Below are 21,163 nucleotides of genomic sequence, written 5' to 3' on the forward strand. Positions count from 1 at the left end.
AGGCGCACGCGATGAAGAATACACTGGTTACGCTGATCGGCGGCGGAGGGTTTCTCGGCCGCTATGTCGCACAGGCGCTGCTCGCAAGCGGTGCGCGCGTGCGAATCGCGCAGCGCGATCCGCGTCAGGCGTTTTTTCTCAAGCCACTCGGTGGCTTGGGTCAGACGCAATTCGCCGTCGCCGACATTTCCAAGCCCGATTCGATCCGCCGCGCGGTCGCGGGCTCCGACGCGGTGGTCAATCTCGTCGGCATCCTGAGCGGTGACTTCCAGAAGATCCAAGTCGAGGGTGCGCGGATCGTCGCCGAGGCCGCTGCCGCCGCGGGGGTCGCATCGCTCGTCCACGTCTCGGCGATCGGGGCCGATCCGCACTCCGCCTCGGCCTATGGCCGCTCGAAGGGCGAAGGCGAGGCCGCCGTCCACGCCGCCTTCCCGACCGCCACGATCCTGCGCCCGTCGATCGTGTTCGGGCGCGAGGACCAGTTCATCAACCGCTTCGCCGCGATGGTCGCGACGGCGGCGTCGATGCCGCTCGTCCATGTCGTGCCCGTGCTGCGCGCCGGCACCAAGTTCCAGCCGGTCTATGTCGGTGACGTCGCCGACGCCGTGATCGCGGCGCTGAGCCATCCCGAGCTCGCCGCCGGCAAGACGCTCGAGCTCGGCGGGCCCGACGTGCTGTCGATGGGGGCGCTGGTGCGCTGGATCGCCAAGGCGACCAACCGCACGCCGAAAATCGTCGAGCTGCCCGATGCGATCGGCGCAGCGATCGCTGCGGCCGGCTTCCTCCCGGGTGCACCGATCACGCAGGATCAGTGGAAGATGTTGGCAAACGACAATGTGGTTTCGGCGACCAACGGACTAGAGCTGCTCGGCATCACGCCGACGCCGCTCGACGCGGTCGCGCCGGGCTGGCTGGTGCGCTACCGCAAGGGCGGACGCTTCGCGGTGCCGGCGGCGGCATAAGCGCCGCCTATTAGGGGGAATTTCGTGGGCGACATCATCAGCATCATCCTGCTCGGCATCGTCGAGGGGGTGACCGAATTCCTGCCGGTGTCGTCGACCGGCCACCTGATCCTCGCGACCAAGCTGCTCGGCTATGACGCGGCGCGCTGGCAAGTGTTCAACATCGTCATCCAGCTGGGCGCGATCCTCGCGATCGTCGTGCTGTACTGGCGGACCTTCCTCGCGGTCGCGATGGGTCTGGCGCGGCGCGATCCGGTGTCGCTGCGCTTCGTGCGCAACATCCTCGTCGCCTTCATTCCCGCCGCGATCCTCGGGCTTGCGATCCACAAGCAGATCGAAGCGCTGCTCGGCAATGCGGTGGTCGTGTCGATCGCGCTCGTCGTCGGCGGGATCGCGATCATCGCGGTCGAGCGGCTCGCCCCCAAAAGCGACATCGTCGGCGTCGCGGACATTCCGCTCGGCAAGGTCGTCGGGATCGGCTGCCTGCAATGCCTGGCGATGGTGCCGGGCGTCAGCCGTTCGGGCGCGACGATCCTCGGTGCGCTCGCGCTCGGGGTCGAGCGGCGCACCGCTGCCGAGTTCAGCTTCTTCCTCGCAATCCCGACGATGCTCGGCGCGACCACGCTCGAACTCGTCAAGAACCGGCACGAATTGCTGAGCGGGCAAGGCGTCGGGCTTGGCGCGATCGGCCTCGGCTTCGTCGTCGCGTTCATCGTCGCGCTGCTGGTCGTGAAGTGGTTTGTCGGTGTCGTGACACGCTATGGCTTCGTGCCGTTTGCTTGGTACCGCATTATTGCCGGAACCGCGGCTTTCGTGTGGCTTATGACTATTTAGTCCGTTTCGGCCATATTTAGGCTGCGAACAACGCTGAAACTCGTTGCATTCCCGGCGTCACGATTTAAATAGGTCAGCGTTGCTGCCATAAATTACGTTTTCGTAATGACAGCGTGACGATCGCTCGGTATTTGCGCATCCGAAAGGTGCGCACATGGCTGACACGTCCCTGTTGAAATTCGTCGATCGCGAGCAGGTTTATCCCGCAAAGCGCGAGCCCGAGCTCCGCGCGGAAGACTTTCGCGAGATTGCGGAGCGCTATCCCGTACCCGATGCGGAAGCCCAGGCCGGGCGCTGTTCGCAATGCGGCGTGCCCTATTGTTCGGTCCACTGCCCGCTCCACAACCACATCCCCGACTGGCTGCGGCTGACCGCCGAGGGCCGGCTGCGCGAGGCGTACGAGCTCAGCAACGCGACCTCGACGATGCCCGAGATCTGCGGACGGATCTGCCCACAGGACCGCCTGTGCGAAGGCAATTGCGTGATCGAATTCTCGGGCCACGGCGCGGTGACGATCGGCGCGGTCGAGAAGTTCATCACCGACACCGCATGGGAAGAAGGCTGGGTCGAGCCGCTCGTCCCCGGCCGCGCGCGCGGGCAATCGGTCGGCGTGATAGGCGCGGGCCCGGCAGGCCTTAGCGCCGCCGAATACCTGCGCGGCAATGGCTATGACGTCCATGTCTATGACCGTTACGACCGCGCGGGCGGGCTGCTGACCTACGGCATCCCCGGCTTCAAGCTCGAAAAGCCCATCGTGACGCGCCGCGTCGAGCGGCTCAAGGCCGGCGGCATCGTCTTCCACGAGAATTTCGAAGTCGGCCGCGACGCCAGCATGGACGAGCTGCGCCAACGCCACGACGCGATCCTGATCGCCACCGGCGTGTACCGCGCCCGCGCGATCAAGGCGCCGGGCGTCGACGCGAACGGCGTGGTCGATGCGCTCGCCTTCCTTACCGCATCGAACCGCAAGGGCTTTGGCGATGCCGTGCCGAGCTTCGACGATGGCAGCCTCAACGCCGCGGGCAAGCATGTCGTCGTGATCGGCGGCGGCGACACCGCGATGGACTGCGTCCGCACTGCGATCCGCCAGGATGCGGCGTCGGTGAAGTGCCTCTACCGCCGCGACCGCGCCAACATGCCGGGCTCGCAGCGCGAAGTCGCCAATGCCGAGGAAGAAGGCGTCGAGTTCGTCTGGCTGTCCGCGCCCGAGAGCTTTGCCGGCGAAGGCGCGGTCTCGACCGTCAAGGCGAGCGCGATGCGGCTCGGCGCACCCGATGCCTCGGGCCGCCGCGCGCCCGAGATCGATCCAGAAGGCGGATTCGAGCTCAATGCCGACCTGGTGATCAAGGCGCTCGGCTTCGATGCCGAGGACCTGCCGACGCTGTTCGGCGCGCCCGAATTGAACGTCACGCGCTGGGGCACGGTGCTGGTCGACAACAAGACGCTGATGACCTCGCTCGACGGCGTGTTCGCGGCGGGCGACATCGTGCGCGGCGCGAGCCTCGTCGTCTGGGCGATCCGCGATGGGCGCGACGTCGCGGCCAACATGCACCGCTATCTCAAGACCAAGGCCGCGGCCGATATGGCGGCGAGCAAGCAAGCGGCATGATGCGGCGTCGGACCCGCCTGTGGCTCGGTCGGAGTGCCACGCTCGGCGTCGCGCTGCTTGCTGGCGCGACGGCGCATGCCGAGACGCGGCGCCCTGCTTTGCCCGCGCCCGCCGCCAATGCCGATGCCGCCGCCGACTATGACGAACGCCGCGCGGCCGCCGGTCGGCTGCTCGTCGTCAGCCGCTTCCGTGCACGGCAAGCGGTGCTGATCAAGGATGCGATCCGCGCTGCCGAGTCCGAACTGACCGAGAATTGCCTCGATCGCGCGGCGACAGGGCGCGACATGAAGCCGTGCCAGGCGTTTGTCAGCCCGAGCGCGGGGACGCGGGCGCGGCTCGCCGCGAGCGAATCCGCGATCCTCGACGATTTGATGGCGGCGAGCCAGACGATCTACGCCCGGCGCTTCACCGCTGCCGAGCTCGACGAGATCGCGCGCTTCTTCCGCACGACGGTCGGGCAGCGCTACGCGCTCACCTCGCCGCAGCTCCTCAACGAAGTTCAATCCCGCAAGCGCGAGATCGTGCGCCGCTATCTGAGCGCCGCCACAGCCGCCGACACCAAGGGGTCCCAACGATGACCGACCAGCACGCCTATCTCGCCGAGCACGGCATGTACCGCCCCGAATTCGAAGGCGATGCCTGCGGCGTCGGCCTCGTCGCCGCGACCGACGGCACGCCCTCGCGCCGCGTCGTCCAGTCGGCGATCGATGCGCTGAAGGCAGTGTGGCACCGTGGCGCGGTCGATGCCGACGGCAAGACCGGCGACGGCGCCGGGCTGCACATCGACTTGCCGCTCAAGTTCTTCGACGACGCGATCGCTGCGTCGGGCCACCGCCCGCTCCCCAACCGCCTCGCGGTCGGGATGATCTTCCTGCCGCGCACCGATCTCGGCGCGCAGGAAGCGTGCCGCACGATCGTCGAGAGCATCATCATCGACGAGGGCTACACCATCTACGGCTGGCGCCAGGTGCCGGTCGATGTGTCGGTGATCGGCCAGAAGGGCTTGGCCACCCGCCCCGAGATCGAGCAGATCATGATCGCCGGGCCCTTGCCCGAGGAGGCGAGCTACGCCGAGTTCGAGAAGAACCTCTATCTCGTCCGCCGCCGGATCGAGAAGCGCGTGATCGAAGCGCAGATCCAGGGATTCTATATCTGCAGCCTGTCGTGCCGCTCGATCATCTACAAGGGGCTGTTCCTCGCCGAATCGCTGTCGATCTTCTACCCCGATCTGCGCGACACGCGCTTCGAGAGCCGCGTCGCGATCTTCCATCAGCGCTATTCGACCAACACCTTCCCGCAATGGTGGCTGGCGCAACCATTCCGTACGCTCGCGCACAATGGCGAGATCAACACGATCCGCGGCAACAAGAACTGGATGCTTAGCCACGAGATCCGCATGGCAAGCCTCGCCTTCGGTGAGCATAGCGAGGACATCAAGCCGGTGATCCCGGCGGGCGCGTCGGACACGGCGGCGCTCGACGCGGTGTTCGAAGCGATCTGCCGCTCGGGCCGCGACGCGCCGACCGCCAAGCTCATGCTCGTCCCCGAGGCAATGGCCGATTCGATCGACATGCCCGCCGATCATCTCGCGATGTACCAGTATCTCGCGAGCGTGATGGAGCCGTGGGACGGCCCCGCCGCGCTCGCGATGACCGATGGCCGCTGGGCGGTCGCGGGCATGGACCGCAACGCGCTGCGTCCGCTCCGCTATGTCCGAACGATCGATGGCCTGCTGATCGTCGGGTCGGAGAGCGGGATGGTAGTCGTCCCCGAATCGACCGTGATCGAGAAGGGCAGGCTCGGGCCGGGCCAGATGATCGCGATCGATCTCGACGAAGGCGTGCTGCTGCACGACCGCGCGGTGAAGGACCGGATCTCGGGCGAGCATGATTATGCCGCGATGATCGGCGAGTTCACCAGCATCGAAGACCTGCCGCTGCCTGCCGGCGATCCAGTCACGCGCTTCGACCGCGCCGATCTAACGCGCCGCCAGGTCGCCGCCGGCCAGACGCTCGAGGATATGGAGCTGATCCTCGCGCCAATGGTCGAGGGGGCCAAGGAAGCGATCGGCTCGATGGGCGACGATACGCCGCTCGCCGTCATTTCCGACAAGCCACGCCTCATCAGCCAGTTCTTCCGGCAGAATTTCAGCCAGGTCACCAACCCGCCGATCGACCCTTTGCGCGAACGCCACGTGATGTCGCTCAAGACGCGCTTCGGCAACCTCGCCAACATCCTCGACACAGAGGATCGGCGCGATGGCGTGCTCGTGCTCGAATCGCCCGTGCTCGACGGGGCCGACTGGGCGAAGCTCAAGGCGCATTTCGGCAGTCAGGCAGCCGAGATCGACTGCACCTTCGAAGCCGGCGGCGGCCCCGAGACGCTGCGCGCCGCGATCGCGCGGATCCGCGCCGAGGCGGTCACCGCGGTGCGCCAGGGGCATAGCGAGCTGTTCCTGACCGATCGCGCCATCGGCCCCGACCGGATCGGCATCGCCGGCGTCCTCGCCGCGGCGGCGGTCCACACGCATCTCGTGCGGATGGGCCTGCGCTCCTACGCCAGCATCAACGTGCAGACCGCCGAATGCCTCGACACGCATTACTACGCCGTGCTGATCGGCGTCGGCGCGACGACGGTCCACGCCTATCTGGCCGAGGCGTCGATCGCCGATCGCCACGCGCGCGGGCTGTTCGGCGCGCTGAGCCTCGCGGAATGCCTCGCGCGGCATCGCCATGCGGTCGAGGAGGGTCTGCTCAAGATCATTTCGAAGATGGGGATCGCGGTAATCTCGTCCTACCGCGGCGGTTATAATTTCGAGGCGGTCGGCTTGAGCCGTGCGCTGGTCAACGATCTGTTCCCGGGCATGCCCGCAAAGATCTCGGGCGAGGGCTATGCCTCGCTCCATCTCAACGCGCAGCTGCGCCACGACAAGGCGTTCGACGAGGGCGTCGCGACGCTGCCGATCGGGGGCTTCTATCGCCAGCGCCATACCGGCGAGACGCATGCCTATTCGGCGCAGCTGATGCACCTGCTGCAGAACGCGGTCGCGACCGATTCCTACTCGACCTATCTGCAATTCTCGCGCGGGGTGGAGGCGTTGCCGCCGGTCTATCTGCGCGACCTGCTGCAGTTCAACTTCCCCGCCGAGGGCGTTCCCGTCGACCAGGTCGAGGCGATCACCGAGATCCGCAAGCGCTTCGTGACGCCGGGCATGTCGCTCGGCGCGCTCTCCCCCGAGGCGCACGAGACGCTCGCGATCGCGATGAACCGGATCGGCGCCAAGGCGGTGTCGGGCGAGGGCGGCGAGGACAAGGCACGCTACCAACCGTACGCAAACGGCGACAACGCCAACTCCGGCGTCAAGCAGATCGCGAGCGGCCGCTTCGGCGTGACGGCGGAATATCTCAACGCCTGCGACGAGATCGAGATCAAGGTCGCGCAAGGCGCCAAGCCCGGCGAGGGCGGGCAGCTGCCTGGCTTCAAGGTGACCGAGTTCATCGCCAAGCTGCGCCATGCGACGCCCGGCGTGACGCTGATCTCGCCGCCGCCGCATCACGACATCTATTCGATCGAAGATCTCGCGCAGCTCATCTACGACCTAAAGCAGATCAACCCGGTCGCGCGCGTCTGCGTCAAGCTGGTGAGCTCGGCCGGGATCGGCACCGTCGCGGCGGGCGTCGCCAAGGCGCATGCCGACGTCATCCTGATCGCCGGCCATGTCGGCGGGACCGGCGCCTCCCCGCAGACCAGCATCAAATATGCCGGTACGCCGTGGGAAATGGGGCTCTCGGAGGTCAACCAGACGCTGACGCTCAATGGCCTGCGCGGTCGCATCAAGCTGCGCACCGATGGCGGGCTCAAGACCGGGCGCGACATCGTCATCGCCGCGATCCTCGGCGCCGAGGAATTCGGCATCGGCACGCTGTCGCTCGTCGCGATGGGCTGCATCATGGTGCGGCAGTGCCATTCGAACACCTGTCCCGTCGGCGTCTGCACGCAGGACGAGAAGCTCCGCGCCAAGTTCAGCGGCAGCCCTGAGAAGGTCATCAACCTGATGACCTTCATCGCCGAGGAAGTCCGCGACATTCTGGCACGCCTCGGCTTCCGCAGCCTCGACGAAGTGATCGGCCGCACCGAACTGCTCCGCCAGGTCAGCCGTGGCGCCGAGCATCTCGACGACCTCGATCTCAATCCGATCCTTGCCAAGGTCGATGCGCCGGACGATCAGCGGCGCTTCAGCCTGACCGGTCGCCGCAACGAGGTGCCCGACAGCCTCGACGCGCAGATCATCAAGGATGCCGCCGCGGTGTTCAGCCGGCGCGAGAAGATGCAGCTGACCTATTCGGTGCGCAACACGCACCGCGCGGTCGGTACGCGACTGTCGAGCGAGATCACGCGGACCTTCGGCATGTCGGCACTCGCCGACGGGCACGTCCATGTCCGTCTGCGCGGCTCGGCCGGGCAGAGCCTCGGCGCATTCCTGTGCAAGGGCATCACGCTCGAAGTGTTCGGCGACGCCAACGACTATGTCGGCAAGGGGCTGTCGGGCGGGATCATCGCGGTACGCCCGGTGGTGAGCTCGCCGCTCGCCTCGCAGGACAACACGATCATCGGCAACACCGTGCTCTATGGCGCGACCTCGGGCAGCCTTTATGCCGCGGGCCAGGCGGGCGAGCGCTTCGCGGTGCGCAATTCGGGCGCTACCGTCGTGGTCGAGGGCTGTGGCGCGAACGGATGCGAATATATGACCGGTGGCACCGCAGTGGTGCTCGGGCCGGTCGGTGCGAATTTCGGCGCGGGGATGACCGGCGGGATGGCATTCGTCTATGACGCCGACGGCAGCTTCGCACGCCGCGCCAACCCCGAGAACATCACCTGGAACCGACTGTCGTCGCTGCATTGGGAAGCGGTGCTGCTCGGCCTGGTTCGCGCGCACCATGCCGCGACCGATTCGAAATGGTCGGGCGCGTTACTCGACGACTGGGGCCGTGTGGTCGATCGCTTCTGGCAGGTGGTGCCGAAGGAAATGCTCACTCGCCTCAGCCACCCGCTCGATGATCGGGTGGAGCAAGTCGCGGCGGAGTAGGCCCCTTCCGTCGGGGGACAGCCCCTCCGTCACCCCCGCGGAAGCGGGCGTCCCGCTTCTTCTGCCGACGCTGGAAAGAAGCGGGATGCCAGCTTTCGCGGGGATGACGGGGTAGGTGCATCTGTCCCGATGCAACTCGCGGATCGACAAAACGCCCCGAATCGTGCTATGCGCTCCGCTCGATCGGGGGCGTTCGAGGGTTGATTATGCGTAGAATTTTGCTCGGTCTGGTCGCTTGCGGCATCGCCACTCCGGCGTTCGCGAATGAGAGCGCACCCCCGCCCCGCCCGCTCCCCGATGCGGCGCAGGTCGGCGCGCTGCTGTCGAGCCCGCTCGTCCAGGAAATCATCGCGACCACGGTCGACCAATATGCCGATGCGCTGCTCCAGACGCATGTCGGCCCGCTCGCCAAGCTGACCGACACGCGCGACCATGTCCGCCCCGAGGACACGCTCGGCGATCTCGCCGCGCGCACCCACCCCGATTACCGGCGCGACCTGCACAACCAGACCCGCAGCGCGGTCGCCGCGACTGGCCAGGCCGCGCGCGACATCGCCAGCCTCAGCGCCCAGCTCAAGCACACCACCGAACGCCTCCGCGCGGCGATTGCGCTCACCCAGGCCGAGGTTAACGCGGTCCGCTGATCCGGGGTGGCCCGACACAAAGTCGCGTGACGCCTTCCCCTCCCGGCTCGTGCGTTCTACCAAGCGGGCATGTGGCAACTCTACCAATTCCCGCTCTGCCCGTTCTCGCGCAAGGTCCGGCTTCTGCTCGGCGAAAAGGGCGTCGGCTGCGAGCTCGTTCGCGAAAACCCGTGGGAACAGCGCGATGAGTTCCTCGACATGAACCCCGCCGGCCAAGTGCCGGTGATGACCGATCCACAGCGCGGCATCCGCCTGATGGATTCGATGGCGATTTGCGAATATCTCGAAGAGACGGTCAAGAAGAACGCGATGATCAACGGCACCGCGGTCAACCGCGCCGAGATTCGTCGGCTCGTCGCCTGGTTCGATTCGCAATTCTTCGCCGATGTCGTTGCGCCCTTGTTGCACGAGCGGATGGAGAAGCGCCTCGTCACCAAGGAACCGCCCGATTCGAAGCGGCTGCGCGATGCGATGAAGGCGGCGGTGCGCCACCTCGATTATATCGATTATTTGCTCGACCATCATAACTGGATGGCCGGCGCGACGATGAGCCTCGCCGATCTGGCGGCGGCAGCGCAGATCTCCGTCGCCGATTATCTCGGCGGGATCGACTGGCGCAACCACGAGCAGACCGCGAAATGGTATCGCGGCTTCAAGAGCCGACCGAGCTTCCGTCCCCTGCTGTCCGAACGGATGGAAGGGATCATGGCACCGAAACATTATGACGATGTCGATTTCTGAGCAGGTCACCTTCGACGATTTCGCGAAGCTCGACATCCGTGTCGGGACGATCGTCGAGGCCTTGCCCTTCCCGCAGGCGCGCAAGCCCGCATTCCGCCTGACGATCGATTTCGGCCCCGAAATCGGGATCAAGCGCTCCTCGGCGCAGATCACCGCGCGCTACACGCTCGAGGAATTGCCCGGGCGGCAAGTCGCCGCGGTGGTCAACTTCCCGCCGCGTCAGATCGGCCCGATGATGTCCGAAGTGCTGACGCTCGGCTTTCCCGATGAAAATGGCGAGGTCGTGCTCGTCCAGCCCAATCTGCCAATCCCCAACGGCGGTCGGCTATACTGAGCCGCGACGCTCGGCCCGGCGGGTCCACCACAGCATCAGCCCGAGCATCGGCAGCGCCAGATCGAGATACAGGATCAGCCCGATCCAGGGCGAAAATCCCCAATACATATTGGGCACGGTGTTGAGATAGCCGTGCGCGAGCAACCCCATGATGTTTCGCGACCACACCGGCGTCATCATCGTCTCGGGCGCGAAGATGTCGGTCGCCGCGACGATCAGGTTGAGCAGGATAGACACGGCGAGCAGCGCGATCGCCTTGATCTTGTCGCTGCGCCGCTCGATCGACGCCCAGATTGGCGCGAGGCCAATCGCGAAAAACGGGATCGCCGGGACCGAATGCCGCGGGCCGACCGACGCGCCGCCATCCCAATAGGCATAGGATGCGTTGATCGACAGTACGATAACGATCATCGCGACGCACAGCACGCCAAGGTCGCGCGTCGCGGGGTCGCGCACCAGCTTCACCACGCCGAACCAGCCGAGCAACAGGATCGGCGCAACCCAGAACAGCCCGCGCCGTACGCCGAAGGTGATTCCGAGCAGCGCGGTGATCTTGGGATAGGTCAGCCCGAACAGCCCCTGGTTCATCCCGCTGAACCCGACCACGCCGGTATAGCCCGTCATGAACGGCGTCCCGAAGGCGAGCTGGTTATAGGAGAGCATCGGCAGCACCGCGACGAGCGCGGTCGCCACCGCGACGAGATACAGCCGCCGCCGCACCGGCCAGGCCGCGTCACGGCTGCGCCACAACGCCCAGCCACCGATCACCAGCCCGCCGAGCGCCGCCTGGAACTCGATCGTCACGGCAAAGCCGAGCACCGCGCCTGCCATCAACGGATAGCGCCAGCGGCCGAACTCGCGCTCGCCCGACGTGCCGCGCCAGATCGCCCAGGTCGCGATCAGGAACAGCGCAGCAACGGGCGCATGGCCGAACAGCGTCGTCGACCAGCCCCACACGATCGACCCCAGCGAATAGCCGAGCGCGGCAAACATCCCCGCGGCCGGGCTGCCGGTGATCCCCGTCGCCAGATCGAGCAGCAGCACCGCGGCAAACGCGGTGAGGATCGCTGCGCCACACGCGACCGCGAGTTGCATCCGGAGCCGCAGGAACTCGGCAAGCCGGGGATTGGTAATGTCGATGATATGATCGTAAGAGCTGACGCCCGTGACGCGGTTGGTCGCCCACACCACCGGCGCCGCCATCAGCGTCATGCCCGGCGCCTTGTCCATATAGTAATGCGTCACGCCGCCTTGCTTGAACTCGGCCTTGTCGATCGTCAGCGTCTGGTAGCGATCGATCGTCGCTTCGCCGCGCTCGACCAGCGCCAGCGTCCCGAACAGCCGCGTCGCGCTGTTGGGATTGAATACGAACGAGCCGAACCACACGCACGACAGCCAGACGAGCGCGAACAGCAGGAGCGCGACCGCATGCGGCGCGCGAACGATCGGAGCGGAGGGGGTCATAAGGTCAGGCGGTCAACCATTGGCCGAGCAGCCGGAACGGCGGCAGCGTGAAGAACCCCGCGATGAGCAGCGCCCCCGTCACCATCCCGCGAACCTGTCGGCGATGCGCCGCGATCCGGTGCGTCCGCGCGGTCCACCAAATGAGCGGCGCGGCGAGGACGACATAGGCCGACAGGATATGGATGAAACTGAAGCGCGGCGGCGTGCCGTGGCGGACGAAGAAGGATTCGGCGGCGGTCAGGAACATCGCGACGACCCACACCTTGCCGAGCATCCGGTGCGCGGCATCGCCGCGCGGACGCAGCAGCATCACGGGGGTCAACGCCAGCGCGATCACAACCGTCGCGAGATGGCCCCATACGGCGAGCGGCACGCTTCCCCAATGCGCCGCGCCTTTGGCGAGCGCGACGAGGATGGCGACCAACAGCACCACCGCCGCGCCGGCAAGCACGGTCTCATAGCGGTCGGCGCGTAGCGATTTGCTCGCATTCGTCCGCCCTGCCCCCGCAGGCGTCGCCATCCCCCCGGCCTGCGTCAGGGAACCAGCGCAGCGTCGACGGCGCGCTGGTCGGCCTTGGCGTCCTGCTTCTCGCGCTTGTACTTGCGCCCCGCCTGCGCGAAGCAGCCCATGCCGCCCCCGGCGCCGACGTTGCTGCAGCTGCCGATTCCCGTCGCACCGACCCGATCGTTGGCTGCGCCCTTGGCGGCCCAGCTTTCGTTTTCGGGCGTAACCTTCAATTCGCGCAATTCCTTGGGAATGCGGAACTGCTCGCCCGGCGCACGCCGCACGCAGACGACGATCTCATTCCCATCGGAATCGGTCGGGCATTTCTGCTTGCCGTAGATCACCAGCGGCGGGTTGCTCACGCCCTGCGCCGCAGCAGGCGCAGAGGCGAGCCCACCCGCGCCGAAGCCAGCGAGCACGAGCGCGGCAAGCGCGCCCTTCGTCATCAGGTTCTGCATGATCCTGTCTCCCCGTCAGATACGTTTCGCGGTCGCGATCGCGACCTTGCAACCGAGCCGGATCAGCCCGCTCAACACTGGATAGCCCGGCGTGTTCTCGGCGCCCGCAGCGAGCGCTGTCTCGCGATGCTCGACTTCCTCGGCCTGGAAATCGCGGATCGCCTCGGACAGTTCGGGATCGCTGTCGCCGAGCGCGACGAGCTGGTCCTCGTAATGCTTGTCGATCTCGGTCTCGACCGCGGCGGTGCACGCCATTGCGGCGTTGGGCCCGAGCGCCGCCGTCACCGCGCCGAGCGCGAAGCCGGCGACATCCCAGAGCGGCGCGAGCAATGTCGGCCGTACCGAGCGCCGCGCCATCATCGCATCGAAAAAGGCGCGATGGCGCTCTTCCTGATTGGCCATCCCAGCGATCGCACGCGCCGCCGCGCTGCGGTCGCCGAGTACCGCCAGCTGCCCGGCATAGATCCGCGTCGCGCCGAATTCACCCGCTTGATCGACGCGCACCATCGAGCGGGTGTCGCGCTTCGGGTCGCCGGGTTTCCAGCCGCTCATGCTTTTGCTCCTCGCATCAGGCCAAAGATGGTGATCGCCCCGCCGACCGAAAAGAGCGCGTTGAAGCCGGCGAGCGAAACATGGAACAGCGTCCATTGCGCGACATCGCAGCGGATGATCGGCGCGGCCATGATGCTGTCGAGCGTGATCGCGCCCGACACGGTCGAAGTGCAGGCCGTAACACCCGCCCACCAATGATATTCGACGCCTGCGTGATAGGCGCCGATCACGCCGCTGATGAGGATCGCGACCGCCGCCAGGCTGACGAACACCTCGCGCTGCGCGCGGCTCGGCACCACGAACGCGAGCAACGCGAGCGGCAGCGCGGCGATGTGCGGGTAGCGCTGCCACCAGCACATCTCGCACGGGTAGAGCTTGCCGATATATTGGAAGGCGAGCGCACCGCCGAGCAGAGCGAGCGGAATCAGCAGCGCGAGCAGCCGGGCGAGGATGAAACGGTCGCGCGCCATTACCGCGCCGCCACCGCTTGCGTCGTGCTCGACAGCCGCGCGAGCGTCTTCAGCGCGTAGTTCAACTGGAAATCCTCGATCCCCTTCGCCTTGAGCTGATCGGGCGTCATCACGAAGCGCGGATCGGGCTTGCCGTCTTCCTCGACCGCGGCGTTGGTGGTCTTGGCTTCGTTGATCAGATGGCGGCGCAGATCGTCCTCGCGGAACACGGGGCGCGACTTGTAGTCGGGGTCGGAAAGCTGCGGCACGGCGATATCGGGCTCGATCCCGCCCTCCTGCACCGACCGGCCCGACGGCGTGTAATAGCGCGAGGTGGTGAGCCGCAGCGCGGCGTTGGCGCCCATGTCGATCACCGTCTGGACCGATCCCTTGCCGAACGAGCGCTCGCCCATCACCAGCGCGCGGTGATGATCCTGCAATGCGCCCGCGACGATCTCGGAGGCGGACGCAGTGCCGGCATTGGTCAGCACGATCACCGGCAGCCCGTGCGCGAGATCGCCCTTCACGTACGATTCGGCGTAGAACGGCTCGATATCGGCCTTGTCGCGCCCGCGCTGCGAGACGATCTCGCCCGACGACAGGAAATTGTCGGCGACCGCGATCGATTCGTCGCGCAAACCGCCACCATTGTCGCGCAGATCGATGACATAGCCGAGCGGATCGTGTCCGAGCTGCTTGACGATCCCGCGGATCGCACCCGTCACCGCGTCGCCGGTATGTTCGGAGAAGGCGGTGATGGTGATCAGCCCGACGCCGTCCTTGACGCTCCATTTGACGGGCTTCTGAACGATCTTCTCGCGGATCAGCGAGACGACGATCGGCTTGTCGTGTCCCGGGCGCAGCAGCGTCAGCGCAACCTTGCTGCCGGGCAGCCCCCGCATCTTCTGGATCGATTCGTCGAGCGTGTCGCCGAAGATCAGCTTGCCGTCGATATGCGTGATGTAATCGCCCGACTTGATCCCGGCGCGCGCGCCCGGCGCATCGGGCTGCGGCGACATCACCTTGACCGCGCCGTCCTCCATCGTGACGGTCAGGCCGAGCCCGCCATAGCTCCCCATCGTCTGGATCTTGAGGTTGTCGTAATCGAGCCCGGTTTCGTACGCGCTGTGCGGATCGAGCGCCGCCAGCATCCCTTCGATCGCGCCCTTGACGAGCACCTTGTCGTCGACCTTGTCGACATATTCGGCCTTCACGCGGTTATAGACGTCGAGGAACACCGCCATCTCGCGATACGTGCCGTTGTCGACCGCCGCCATTGCGCTCGTACCGACCGGCACGATCGCCAGCACCGCCGCGATCGCGGAAGCTTGGAGCAGCGAAGTGGTGAAACGCGACATCGGTCAATACTCGGCAAGCAAGAGGTCTTGGAGGCACCGTAGCGGGGTTTGCGCGGGGATCAAAGCGGGGCAATCGATGGCGTGCCCGGGCTGAACCGAAGCTGAGCGGGATTGCCGCCGCGGATTTCGCCTCACCCGAGCAGCGGCGTCATGTCGACCGCGCGATCGCGGCGGCGCAGCTCGACCGTCACGGTCGGCGCCTCGCCGCGCGCCGCCTGCCCGATCGGCGCGCCTTGGCCGATCGTTTCGCCGATCCGCGCGCTGGTGCTGCCGAGCCCTGAGACGAGCGTCGTCCAACCGCCGCCATGATCGAGGATGACGATCGTGCCATAGCCGCGGAACGGCCCGGCAAAGGCGACGCGCCCCGCCGCTGGGGCGACGACTTGCGCGCCTGCCAGCGGCGCGATCGTCAGCCCACGCGAATGGACGCCGGTGTCCGAGAGTTCGCCGAGCCCGGTGACGATCTTGCCCTCCACCGGCAGGCGATACGGCGGTGCGCTGTGCGACCAGGTGCCGCGGTCGATCGGCGCGGCGACCTCGCCCGGGCGTGGCGGGCGCGCGAGCGGGCCGGGCAGCGACGCAAGGCTCTCGCGCGTCGCCGCCTGGTTGCCGATCGTGTCCATCAGGTCGACGATGTCGCGCGCCTTTTCACCGAGCGCGATCGCGCGATCGGATTCGATCAGCGCATCGCGTCCGAACGCGCGCGAGCGCAGCCGGTGCGCCACCTCGAGTCGCGTCAGCGCAAGCCGCTGGACTTCGAGCCGCGACCGGCTCTCGGCGAGCGCGCGGGTCGCGACCGCGCCTGCCGCCTGCAACTGGCGGGTGCGCGCAAGATCGGCGCGGACGTCGGCGGTGCGCGCGCGGATCACCGGCATCGTGTTCGCCAGCACCGCACGTACATGGACGAGATCGTCGACCGATCCGGGCTGGACTAAACTGATGATCGCAGGCCGCCTCGCGAGCGATTGCAGGGCGCCCATCAGCCGCGCGACGGGCACTTGCTTGGCGGCAAGCTTGGTGCGCTGGGCATCGAGCAAGCGATCGACGATCGCGAGCCGCGCCTGCCCTGCGGCGATGTCGGCCTCGGCCTGCTGGATGCGGGCGGCGACCGCGGCTTCCTGCGCTTGCGCCTGGCGCGCCTGGTCGCGCTCTGCGGCGGCCTGGCGTTCGAGCGCGGCGGAGCGGCGCGCGGCGGCATCGGATTGCGCCTTGGCCTCGGCGAGCCGGGTGCGCTGGTCGACGGGTTCCTGCGCGACGGCCACGCTCGCGCCGATCGCCGCTGCGACACCCGCGATCATAAGAGCCCGCCCCCGCATCGCGCTACCCTTCGCGGTGGTAGGGGTGATTGGCAAGGATGCTCGTCGCGCGGTACAATTGCTCGGCGAGCATCGCGCGGGCTAGCAAGTGCGGCCACGTCGCCCGCCCGAAGCTCAGCAGCAGATCGGCCGAGGCGCGCTGCGCATCGTCGAAGCCATCGGCCGCCCCGATCAGAAAACGCGCCTCGCGCACCCCGGAGTCCCGCCATTTCTCGAGCGTGGCCGCGAAATCGCGCGATGGCAGGACCTGCCCCGTCTCGTCGAGCATGACGATCCGGCAGCCGTGCTCGACCGCCGGCATCTTGCCGCCGGTGTCGGGCAGCTCGGTCAGCTTGTACGGCCAGGACAGCCGCTTGACGTAGCGCTCGACCAGTTCGGCCTCGGGACTGCGCCCGATCCGCCCGCGCGCGACGATGTGGAGCAGCATGCTTGCCTCCGTTGCGAGCGATGCTCAGCGCTGTACCGCTACACGTTCCGCGGCGAAGGCCGGGGCCCAGTCGCGAAGGTCGCCATAGCCGGGCGCTGCGCACTCCGCCGCACCGCTCGCTCCTGGACCCCGGCCTTCGCCGGGGAGCAGGAGATCCAGCGATCAGTCCTCGATAACCGGCGCGGCGGGCGGGGTCGGCGCATCGCCGAACGCCCACATCCGCTCGAGATTGTAGAAGGTGCGGACCTCGGGGCGGAACAGATGGACGATCACGTCGCCGGCATCGAGCAGCACCCAATCGGCGGTCGGCAGGCCCTCGATACGCGACGGCCGGCCGTATTCGGCCTTGATCTTCTCGGACAGCTTCTGCGCCATCGACGCGACCTGGCGCGTCGAGCGGCCGCTCGCGATCACCATGTAATCGGCGATGCTCGATTTGCCCGCAAGCGGGATCGAGATGACATCGACGGCCTGATCGTCGTCGAGCGACGCGAGCACGAGCCGAAGCAGCGCGTCGACCTCTTCGGGTTCGGACGCGCGATAGACGGGAGAAGATGAGGCCAAGATGATTCCTATGCAGAAGGTGGGGTCGGGACGGCTGGCAGGAAATGCCGCTGCCAGGCGGGGTCGGCAGCACGAAGCTGTGTCGCGGAGCGCGGGTCGGGGCGGAAGCGCAACAGCACGAGTGCCGGCAATCTCCACTGCGTCCAGTTCTTCGCCTGGTGTGCGGGCCGACGTGCGCGCCGCAACCAACCCATCGCGGGAGCCGCGAGAGCAGCACGTTCATACCCCGGACGCGCGATTACCGCAATCGGAACCTCGCGGGCGATCCGGCGCCACCCTTTCCACTGGTCGAACTGCGCGAGATTGTCCGATCCCATCAACCAGATGAAGCGCTTTTTGGGGAAAGCGCGGCGGAGTTTGGTGACGGTGTCGACGGTGTAGCGCGTGCCGAGCTTGTGCTCGATCGCGCTGACGCGGATCGGCGCGTGGCGCGCCATCCGCACGGCGGAGGCAAAGCGTGCGGCGTAGGGCGCCATGTCGCCGCTCTTCTCCTTGAGCGGATTGCCGGGCGAGACGAGCCACCACACTTCGTCGAGCCCCAGCGCATCGAGGGCGGCAAGGCTGATCGCGCGGTGGCCGGCATGCGCTGGATTGAACGAGCCGCCGAGGATGCCGATGCGGGTCAGGTCCGTATCCAATTTTCGCGCGCATGACGGATACGCAGCACCTCGATGTGCGTGTCGCTTACCCGATACAGAAGGAGATAGTCGGTGGGCGCGACGCGCCATTTTCGAGCGTCGACCTCGGGAATCGCCGGCCCTGCTGCCGGGGTGGCCGCGACAAATTCGGCTGCCTCCTCAATCAGGGCTGCAATCCGCTCGGCGGCGTCGGGCGAATATGCCGACCAGTAATCGTCAATCTCCTCGAGATCGGCGATCGCGGGGTCGCTCCATTCGACGGTCCTCATGCGACGGCGCGCTGCTGCCTCCGGCGGCGCAGGTTTTCGAAGACGGTAGCTTGCGGGGTCAGGGCACCACGATCGGCCGCATCAATCCCGACTTGGACGAAGGCGAGAAGATCGTCTTCGCTCTCAACGACTCGCCGGATGGCTTCGGCCGCAAATGCGGCTCCGGTTATCCCTTGCGCAGCCGCTGCTTTGGCGACCCGCGCAGCCGTCTCATCGTCCAGGTCGATCGTGACCGATCGCGAAAAAGGCGCAGGATGGTTCATCGCGGTAAATTACACCGGAGCCCCACCGCCATCAACCCCGCACCTGTCCGCTGCCGTAACCCACCCATTTGTACGTCGTCAGCCCCTCGAGCGCGACCGGCCCGCGCGCGTGGAGGCGCCCCGTCGCGATGCCGATCTCTGCACCGAGGCCGAACTCACCACCATCGGCGAACTGGGTCGAGGCGTTCCACAGCACGATCGCACTGTCGACCTCGGCAAGGAAGCGGGTCGCCACGGTCTCGTCGGCGGTGACGATCGCGTCGGTGTGGTGCGAGCTGTGCGCGGCGATGAAGCGCAGTGCGCCATCGATGCCGTCGACCAGCCCGGCGGACGCGATCGCGTCGAGATATTCGGTGTCCCAATCGGCGTCGGTCGTGGGGGTGAGGCCCGGCACCAGCGCGCGCAGACCAGGCCCGCCGCGCACTTCGCAGCCGGCCGCCGAAAGCACCGTGACGAGGCCCGCCGGATCGGGATAGGCGCGGTCGATCAGCAGCGTCTCCATCGCGCCGCACACGCCGGTACGCCGCATCTTGGCGTCGACGACGATCGCCTTCGCCATCGCCGGATCGGCCGAGCCGTCGACATAGATATGGTTGATCCCGTCGAGATGCGCGAGCACGGGGACGCGCGCCTCGGCCTGGACGCGCGCGACGAGACCCTTGCCGCCACGCGGGACGATCAGATCGATCGCGGCAGCGCCCGCCGACCCGTCTGCCGTCAGCATCGCCCCGACCGCAGCGCGATCGGTGGTCGGCACGAGTTGCGCGGCATCCGCCGGAATGCCCTCGGCCACCAGTCCCGCGACGAGCGCGGTATGGATCGCACGGTTGCTTTCGATCGCCTCCGACCCCCCGCGCAGGATGACGGCATTGCCCGCCATGACGGCGAGTGCGGCGGCATCCGCGGTAACGTTGGGGCGGCTTTCATAGATGATCCCGATCACGCCGATCGGCACGCGGACGCGCCGCAAGCGCAGCCCGTTGGGACGCACGCTCTCGTCGATCACCGCGCCGACCGGATCGGCGAGTGCTGCGACCGCGGCGACACCGTCGGCCATGCTCGCGACGCGCGCGGTATCGAGCTTGAGCCGGTCGAGCATCGCGCCCGACAAGCCGGCGGCAGTCGCCTTCGCCATGTCGCTGGCATTCGCCGCGAGGATTACCGGGGCGGCATCGCGCAGCGCCTGCGCCGCCGCCAGCAGTCCGCGCGCCTTCACCGCAGTCGGCAGCGTCGCGAGCGTGCGGGCAGCGCCGCGGGCGCGATCGGTCATGGTGGCGAGCAGGGTCGTGGCGTCGGTCATGACGCTCGCGGTATCACGACCGCGCCCCTTGCGGCAAAAGCTATCGCATTCGCCAAAGCCACTGCTATGCTGCCGCAATGTCGGGGGGAATCGATACAGCGGGCGATATCGCCACGGGACTCTTTGTCGCGCGTGCGGTCGAGCCGCCTGCGGGCGAAACCGCGCATCGGACACTCGCGCACGGACTGTGCCTCAATTGCGGGACCGCGTTGCACGGCGAGTTTTGCCATGCCTGCGGGCAAAGCGGGCATGTCCACCGCTCGCTCCACTCGATCGGGCATGATCTGCTTCACGGCGTCTTCCATTTCGAAGGCAAGATCTGGCGCACCGTGCCGATGCTGGTGTTCCAGCCCGGCGCGCTGACGCGGCGCTACATCGCGGGCGAACGCGCGCGCTTCGTGTCGCCGCTGGCGCTGTTCCTGTTCGCGGTGTTCCTGATGTTCGCGACGATCCACGCCTTTGGCGGCGAGCTCGGCACCGACTTGCCCCCCGCTGCGCGCGAGACCGCATTGCAGAACATCGACGCCGACATCGCCAAGGGACAGGCCAAGCTCGCCCGGCTGCAGACCGCCCCACGCCGCGCCAATGCCGACGCCAAGATCGCCAAGGTGCAGGAAGATCTGCGCAGCCTGCAGGTCGCGCGTAGCGTGATGGATGGCGGGTCGGGCGTCACGATCGGCGACGTCCCGCTTTCCGGGCTGCGCACCGACTGGCACGCACTCGACAAGGGCATCGCCAAGGTGAAGGCCAATCCCGGACTGGCGCTCTACAAGCTGCAGTCGAGCGCTTACAAATACAGCTGGGCGCTGATCCCGATCTCGACTCCGTTCGTCGCGCTGCTCTTCCTGTGGCGGCGGCGCTACAAACTCTACGACCACGCCATTTTCGTGACCTATTCACTCGCCTTCATGATGATGCTGGTCGCCTCGCTGAGCACCGCCGGCGCGGTCGGCGTTCGCAGTGGACTGATCGGGTTGCTCGTGATGTTCGCGCCGCCGGTGCACATGTTCGCACAGTTGCGGGGTGCCTACACGCTGCGCAAACGCTCGGCGCTGTGGCGAACGGTCGCGCTGATCGTCTTCGCCTGGATCGCGCTTACCGCCTTCGCCTGCCTGTTGCTGGCGATGGGGTTCATGGAATAGCGGCGACCGGCCCGCTTGCAGCGCCACGGGAGGCGCCCCGTAAAGTCGCACTGCCTACGCGTCCTACTCGTTCCTCAGCGCAAACGGCGGCTTAGCGCTGTGACGGAGCACGCAAGCGACCGCGTTTCGATCGCGCCCGCCTAGTCCCGGTCGTGCTGTGCGCGTCGAAGCTCGTCCATTCTCTTGGTCGCAGCGAGAACGATAGTCCTTTGACACGCTCAAGGACGACCGGATGCGGAAAACAGCGC

The 21,163-nt window shown here is 67.2% G+C and carries 22 protein-coding genes; 9 read left to right on the top strand and 13 right to left on the bottom strand.

The genetic code is table 11. The annotated features are described in order from the left end of the window. The first annotated feature begins 11 nt into the window (after positions 1 to 11). From ABIB28_RS12465 to ABIB28_RS12500, 8 genes are all read left to right on the top strand, one after another. Positions 12 to 962, top strand: a complete 951-nt coding sequence (locus tag ABIB28_RS12465; RefSeq protein WP_354288418.1) for a complex I NDUFA9 subunit family protein — start codon at positions 12 to 14, stop codon at positions 960 to 962. Positions 963 to 986: 24 nt separating this feature from the next. Beyond that, complete coding sequence (locus ABIB28_RS12470; RefSeq protein ID WP_189676101.1) at positions 987 to 1,796, top strand: undecaprenyl-diphosphate phosphatase; 810 nt, start codon at positions 987 to 989, stop codon at positions 1,794 to 1,796. 154 nt (positions 1,797 to 1,950) lie between these two features. After that, positions 1,951 to 3,405 (top strand): NAD(P)-dependent oxidoreductase, encoded by a 1,455-nt coding sequence (locus ABIB28_RS12475; protein ID WP_322161187.1) that lies wholly within the window; start codon positions 1,951 to 1,953, stop codon positions 3,403 to 3,405. After that, positions 3,405 to 3,983, top strand: coding sequence for a DUF2059 domain-containing protein (locus ABIB28_RS12480; RefSeq protein ID WP_189676103.1), 579 nt, complete (start codon positions 3,405 to 3,407; stop codon positions 3,981 to 3,983). Before ABIB28_RS12475 ends, ABIB28_RS12480 begins: the two co-directional genes overlap by 1 nt. Next, a complete protein-coding gene (gene gltB / locus ABIB28_RS12485; protein WP_354288419.1) occupies positions 3,980 to 8,491 on the top strand; it encodes a glutamate synthase large subunit in 4,512 nt (1,503 codons plus the stop codon). The genes ABIB28_RS12480 and gltB overlap by 4 nt, the downstream gene beginning before the upstream one ends. Before the next feature lie 206 nt (positions 8,492 to 8,697). After that, a complete protein-coding gene (locus ABIB28_RS12490; RefSeq protein WP_354288420.1) occupies positions 8,698 to 9,135 on the top strand; it encodes a hypothetical protein in 438 nt (145 codons plus the stop codon). Between the two features lie 69 nt (positions 9,136 to 9,204). Next, positions 9,205 to 9,876, top strand: coding sequence for a glutathione S-transferase family protein (locus ABIB28_RS12495; RefSeq protein ID WP_354288421.1), 672 nt, complete (start codon positions 9,205 to 9,207; stop codon positions 9,874 to 9,876). Further along, positions 9,863 to 10,210, top strand: coding sequence for a tRNA-binding protein (locus tag ABIB28_RS12500; RefSeq protein WP_354288423.1), 348 nt, complete (start codon positions 9,863 to 9,865; stop codon positions 10,208 to 10,210). Before ABIB28_RS12495 ends, ABIB28_RS12500 begins: the two co-directional genes overlap by 14 nt. Here ABIB28_RS12500 and ABIB28_RS12505 read toward each other — a convergent pair. The 13 genes from ABIB28_RS12505 to ABIB28_RS12565 all read right to left on the bottom strand — a co-directional run bounded on the left by ABIB28_RS12505 (position 10,202) and on the right by ABIB28_RS12565 (position 19,773). After that, the gene (locus tag ABIB28_RS12505) at positions 10,202 to 11,674 is read right to left on the bottom strand and encodes a hypothetical protein (RefSeq protein ID WP_354288424.1); all 1,473 of its coding nucleotides are present in this window, start codon (positions 11,672 to 11,674) and stop codon (positions 10,202 to 10,204) included. The two genes, ABIB28_RS12500 and ABIB28_RS12505, sit on opposite strands and share 9 nt — an antisense overlap. Before the next feature lie 4 nt (positions 11,675 to 11,678). Continuing rightward, positions 11,679 to 12,194: a DUF2306 domain-containing protein gene (locus ABIB28_RS12510; RefSeq protein ID WP_354288425.1), complete on the bottom strand. Its 516-nt coding sequence runs from the start codon at positions 12,192 to 12,194 to the stop codon at positions 11,679 to 11,681. Positions 12,195 to 12,208: 14 nt separating this feature from the next. Beyond that, positions 12,209 to 12,637: a hypothetical protein gene (locus tag ABIB28_RS12515; RefSeq protein ID WP_133190736.1), complete on the bottom strand. Its 429-nt coding sequence runs from the start codon at positions 12,635 to 12,637 to the stop codon at positions 12,209 to 12,211. A 15-nt stretch (positions 12,638 to 12,652) separates the two neighbouring features. Beyond that, on the bottom strand, positions 12,653 to 13,189 hold the full coding sequence (locus ABIB28_RS12520; protein ID WP_354288426.1) for a demethoxyubiquinone hydroxylase family protein: 537 nt from the start codon (positions 13,187 to 13,189) through the stop codon (positions 12,653 to 12,655). Continuing rightward, positions 13,186 to 13,659, bottom strand: coding sequence for a disulfide bond formation protein B (locus ABIB28_RS12525; RefSeq protein ID WP_133190740.1), 474 nt, complete (start codon positions 13,657 to 13,659; stop codon positions 13,186 to 13,188). Before ABIB28_RS12525 ends, ABIB28_RS12520 begins: the two co-directional genes overlap by 4 nt. After that, complete coding sequence (locus tag ABIB28_RS12530) at positions 13,659 to 14,996, bottom strand: S41 family peptidase (RefSeq protein WP_354288427.1); 1,338 nt, start codon at positions 14,994 to 14,996, stop codon at positions 13,659 to 13,661. The genes ABIB28_RS12525 and ABIB28_RS12530 overlap by 1 nt, the downstream gene beginning before the upstream one ends. Positions 14,997 to 15,127: 131 nt before the next feature. Continuing rightward, entirely contained in the window at positions 15,128 to 16,312 is a 1,185-nt protein-coding gene (locus ABIB28_RS12535) for a murein hydrolase activator EnvC family protein (protein ID WP_354288428.1), read from the bottom strand. Positions 16,313 to 16,316: 4 nt separating this feature from the next. Further along, the gene (locus tag ABIB28_RS12540) at positions 16,317 to 16,739 is read right to left on the bottom strand and encodes a 23S rRNA (pseudouridine(1915)-N(3))-methyltransferase RlmH (protein WP_354288429.1); all 423 of its coding nucleotides are present in this window, start codon (positions 16,737 to 16,739) and stop codon (positions 16,317 to 16,319) included. 162 nt (positions 16,740 to 16,901) lie between these two features. Beyond that, complete coding sequence (rsfS, locus tag ABIB28_RS12545) at positions 16,902 to 17,303, bottom strand: ribosome silencing factor (RefSeq protein ID WP_133190748.1); 402 nt, start codon at positions 17,301 to 17,303, stop codon at positions 16,902 to 16,904. Between the two features lie 8 nt (positions 17,304 to 17,311). Beyond that, positions 17,312 to 17,929: a nicotinate-nucleotide adenylyltransferase gene (locus tag ABIB28_RS12550; RefSeq protein ID WP_426265046.1), complete on the bottom strand. Its 618-nt coding sequence runs from the start codon at positions 17,927 to 17,929 to the stop codon at positions 17,312 to 17,314. After that, positions 17,926 to 18,210: a type II toxin-antitoxin system RelE/ParE family toxin gene (locus tag ABIB28_RS12555; protein WP_133190750.1), complete on the bottom strand. Its 285-nt coding sequence runs from the start codon at positions 18,208 to 18,210 to the stop codon at positions 17,926 to 17,928. The genes ABIB28_RS12550 and ABIB28_RS12555 overlap by 4 nt, the downstream gene beginning before the upstream one ends. Continuing rightward, on the bottom strand, positions 18,207 to 18,473 hold the full coding sequence (locus tag ABIB28_RS12560) for a CopG family transcriptional regulator (protein ID WP_189676113.1): 267 nt from the start codon (positions 18,471 to 18,473) through the stop codon (positions 18,207 to 18,209). The genes ABIB28_RS12555 and ABIB28_RS12560 overlap by 4 nt, the downstream gene beginning before the upstream one ends. 31 nt (positions 18,474 to 18,504) lie before the next feature. Beyond that, entirely contained in the window at positions 18,505 to 19,773 is a 1,269-nt protein-coding gene (locus ABIB28_RS12565) for a glutamate-5-semialdehyde dehydrogenase (RefSeq protein ID WP_354288431.1), read from the bottom strand. A 77-nt stretch (positions 19,774 to 19,850) separates the two neighbouring features. Here ABIB28_RS12565 and ABIB28_RS12570 point away from each other — a divergent pair, with 77 nt between their 5' ends. Next, positions 19,851 to 20,915 (top strand): DUF3667 domain-containing protein, encoded by a 1,065-nt coding sequence (locus ABIB28_RS12570; RefSeq protein WP_354288433.1) that lies wholly within the window; start codon positions 19,851 to 19,853, stop codon positions 20,913 to 20,915. The last annotated feature ends 248 nt before the right edge of the window (positions 20,916 to 21,163 follow it).

The organism is Sphingomonas sp. UYEF23, assembly GCF_040546165.1.
GTDB classification, from domain to species: Bacteria; Pseudomonadota; Alphaproteobacteria; order Sphingomonadales; family Sphingomonadaceae; genus Sphingomonas; species Sphingomonas glacialis.

What these genes read in the sequence shown, in the direction of transcription:
- ABIB28_RS12465 (WP_354288418.1), top strand. Translation starts at nt 12, where the DNA reads ATGAAGAATACACTGGTTACGCTGATCGGCGGCGGAGGGTTTCTCGGC.
- ABIB28_RS12475 (WP_322161187.1), top strand. Translation starts at nt 1,951, where the DNA reads ATGGCTGACACGTCCCTGTTGAAATTCGTCGATCGCGAGCAGGTTTAT.
- ABIB28_RS12480 (WP_189676103.1), top strand. Translation starts at nt 3,405, where the DNA reads ATGCGGCGTCGGACCCGCCTGTGGCTCGGTCGGAGTGCCACGCTCGGC.
- gltB (WP_354288419.1), top strand. Translation starts at nt 3,980, where the DNA reads ATGACCGACCAGCACGCCTATCTCGCCGAGCACGGCATGTACCGCCCC.
- ABIB28_RS12490 (WP_354288420.1), top strand. Translation starts at nt 8,698, where the DNA reads ATGCGTAGAATTTTGCTCGGTCTGGTCGCTTGCGGCATCGCCACTCCG.
- ABIB28_RS12495 (WP_354288421.1), top strand. Translation starts at nt 9,205, where the DNA reads ATGTGGCAACTCTACCAATTCCCGCTCTGCCCGTTCTCGCGCAAGGTC.
- ABIB28_RS12500 (WP_354288423.1), top strand. Translation starts at nt 9,863, where the DNA reads ATGTCGATTTCTGAGCAGGTCACCTTCGACGATTTCGCGAAGCTCGAC.
- ABIB28_RS12505 (WP_354288424.1), bottom strand. Translation starts at nt 11,674, where the DNA reads ATGACCCCCTCCGCTCCGATCGTTCGCGCGCCGCATGCGGTCGCGCTC.
- ABIB28_RS12510 (WP_354288425.1), bottom strand. Translation starts at nt 12,194, where the DNA reads ATGGCGACGCCTGCGGGGGCAGGGCGGACGAATGCGAGCAAATCGCTA.
- ABIB28_RS12515 (WP_133190736.1), bottom strand. Translation starts at nt 12,637, where the DNA reads ATGCAGAACCTGATGACGAAGGGCGCGCTTGCCGCGCTCGTGCTCGCT.
- ABIB28_RS12520 (WP_354288426.1), bottom strand. Translation starts at nt 13,189, where the DNA reads ATGAGCGGCTGGAAACCCGGCGACCCGAAGCGCGACACCCGCTCGATG.
- ABIB28_RS12525 (WP_133190740.1), bottom strand. Translation starts at nt 13,659, where the DNA reads ATGGCGCGCGACCGTTTCATCCTCGCCCGGCTGCTCGCGCTGCTGATT.
- ABIB28_RS12530 (WP_354288427.1), bottom strand. Translation starts at nt 14,996, where the DNA reads ATGTCGCGTTTCACCACTTCGCTGCTCCAAGCTTCCGCGATCGCGGCG.
- ABIB28_RS12535 (WP_354288428.1), bottom strand. Translation starts at nt 16,312, where the DNA reads ATGCGGGGGCGGGCTCTTATGATCGCGGGTGTCGCAGCGGCGATCGGC.
- ABIB28_RS12540 (WP_354288429.1), bottom strand. Translation starts at nt 16,739, where the DNA reads ATGCTGCTCCACATCGTCGCGCGCGGGCGGATCGGGCGCAGTCCCGAG.
- ABIB28_RS12555 (WP_133190750.1), bottom strand. Translation starts at nt 18,210, where the DNA reads ATGAGGACCGTCGAATGGAGCGACCCCGCGATCGCCGATCTCGAGGAG.
- ABIB28_RS12560 (WP_189676113.1), bottom strand. Translation starts at nt 18,473, where the DNA reads ATGAACCATCCTGCGCCTTTTTCGCGATCGGTCACGATCGACCTGGAC.
- ABIB28_RS12565 (WP_354288431.1), bottom strand. Translation starts at nt 19,773, where the DNA reads ATGACCGACGCCACGACCCTGCTCGCCACCATGACCGATCGCGCCCGC.
- ABIB28_RS12570 (WP_354288433.1), top strand. Translation starts at nt 19,851, where the DNA reads ATGTCGGGGGGAATCGATACAGCGGGCGATATCGCCACGGGACTCTTT.